The organism is uncultured Campylobacter sp., assembly GCF_938045775.1.
Lineage (GTDB): Bacteria > Campylobacterota > Campylobacteria > Campylobacterales > Campylobacteraceae > Campylobacter_B.
Map to the genome: position 1 here is coordinate 1 of NZ_CALIBH010000272.1, position 2,241 is coordinate 2,241.

Below are 2,241 nucleotides of genomic sequence, written 5' to 3' on the forward strand. Positions count from 1 at the left end.
GTCGCGTTTTGCGCGATAAAATCTTTTAAGCTCTTGCCGCCGCGCGGTATCAAAACGTCGATATACTCGCTCATTTTCGCCATTTGCGCCACTACTTCGCGCTCAGGACTCTCCACGAGCTGCACCGCACCCGCCGGCAAACCGAATTTCGCCCCCGCTTCATTAAATAAATTTACTAAAAAAATGTTTGAATTTAGCGCGCTGGCACTTCCTCGCAAGATCGCTGCATTGCCGCTTTTTAGCGCCAGAGCCGCCGCGTCGATGCTTACGTTTGGGCGGCTCTCGTAGATGATACCAAGCACCCCCAGCGGCACGCGAACGCGGCTGATTTGCATGCCGTTTGGATGGCTCCAGCCGCCTAGATTTTCGCCCACGACCTCGGCAAAGCCCGCCACCTCGCGCACGCCCTGCGCCATAGTCTCGATGCGGGCGTCCGTTAGTCTTAGGCGGTCTAGCAATGCCAAGCTAAGGCCCAATCTCTCGCCGTTTGTAAGGTCTTTGGCGTTTGCCGCTTTTATCGCGTCCTTTTGCGCGAGCAGCTCATCCGCCACGGCGTTTAAAATTTCAAATTTAGCCTTGCTATCAAGCCTCAAAAGCTCGCTGCAAGCGGCCTTTGCGCGCTTACAGATCTCTAAAATTTCATTCATTTTCGCTCCTTAATCTATAAATCAAATAGCGTGTTGCGTATATAAATGCCGCAAGCGTTGCTTCTATCGCGTCTAAAATTACAGTGCGTCTTATTTTTATCCGCACGGCGGTTTAAATTTAGCGCGCTTTGGGTCATTTTATTTCGGATTTTCTTACGTCAAAATTTCGCTTACTCGCCGGGCATTATGCCCACCCTTCCCGTTCCAATTTGCGCATGGCGCTTTTACGTAATCCGCCGGCTCATATCCGCGCAGTTCAAAAATGTCTAGCTCGCCGTTTTTATCGGCGTCCGGTTCGTCAAATTTTGCCGTCCACGCCGCGCCCGCCAAAAGTAACGCAAAAAATATAATCTTTTTCATCTTCGCCCTCCGTTTAAAATTTAAACGCGCGAACACGGCTAAAATTTCATTGCAGCGCGATATTATCCGCATGTATCGCGTCATCGTCGCTTTTGTAGCCTAAAGCCTGCTCTATCTCATCGCTTTTTACCCCCGCTATGCGCGCAAGCTCGCAGCTTGAATAGTTGCTAATGCCGTGCGCCAGCAGCTTGCCGTCGGTCGCGCAGACGTTTACGATCTCGCCGCGCTCAAACTCGCCGCGCACCTCGGCAATCCCGACCGCAAGCAGGCTTTTGCCCGATTTTATCGCTTTTGCCGCGCCCGCGTCGATAATCACCGCGCCTTTGCTGATCGCGCCGTATGCGAGCCAGTATTTACGCGAGCTAAGCCGCGCCGCGCCCGCGCTAAAGAGGGTGCCGACCTCGTCGCCCACCGCTATTTTAAGCAAAATTCCGTCCGTACGCCCGTTTGCGATGATCAGGCTAGTGCCGATCTGATTTGCCATTTGCGCCGCCGCGATCTTGGTCGCCATGCCGCCCGTGCCGAATTTACTGCCCTCGCCGCCTGCCATTTTGACGATGCGTTCGTCAATTTTTTCGATAAAGCTTAAAAGTTTTGCGTCCGCGTGCTCGCTCGGATTTTTGTCGTACAGCCCGTCGATGTCGCTTAAAATCACGAGCAAATCAGCATCGATTAGCCCCGCTACTAGCGCACTTAGCGTGTCGTTATCGCCCACTTTGAGTTCATCTGCTACGACGGGATCGTTTTCGTTGATGATCGGCACGATGCCGCGCGAGAGCAGCTCCGCGCAGACGTTTCGCACGCTAAGATAGCGTGCCCTGTCACTAAAATCGCCTCGGCTTAGCAGCAGCTGCGCGATAATGCGGTCATGCGCCCAAAACAGCCGCTCGTAAAGATGCATCAGCGCGACCTGTCCGACCGCCGCTAGAGCCTGCTTGCGGCTTAAAATTTTAGGTCTTTGCGCGATGCCGAGCAGCCCCATGCCCGCGCCCACGGCACCCGAGCTTACCAAAGCCACGCAAAAGCCCGCATCTTTTAGCTTGCAAATTTGCGCGACTAGACTTTTGATGAGCCGCTCATTTAGCGAGCCGTCCGCATTGGTAAGCGTTGAAGTGCCGATTTTTACGACGATGCGTTTTGCACCGCCCAGAAGCTCTTTTCTACCCATTTTCCGCTCCGAAATTTTTGAAAATTATATCGAAAACGGCTTATTTTAAATTTTATGTTTTGAGCT

3 protein-coding genes are annotated in these 2,241 nt (G+C 52.8%); all 3 read right to left on the reverse strand.

Annotated features, from left to right (window positions below; translation table 11 throughout):
- Window positions 1–647 (reverse strand): aldehyde dehydrogenase family protein (locus Q0238_RS11365; protein ID WP_297946135.1); only part of this gene is annotated, 647 nt, incomplete at its 3' end.
- Between the two features lie 153 nt (window positions 648–800).
- Window positions 801–1,007, reverse strand: coding sequence for a hypothetical protein (locus Q0238_RS11370; RefSeq protein WP_297946138.1), 207 nt, complete (start codon window positions 1,005–1,007; stop codon window positions 801–803).
- Window positions 1,008–1,053: 46 nt separating this feature from the next.
- The gene (gene proB, locus Q0238_RS11375) at window positions 1,054–2,175 is read right to left on the reverse strand and encodes a glutamate 5-kinase (protein ID WP_297946141.1); all 1,122 of its coding nucleotides are present in this window, start codon (window positions 2,173–2,175) and stop codon (window positions 1,054–1,056) included.
- Between the last annotated feature and the right edge of the window lie 66 nt (window positions 2,176–2,241).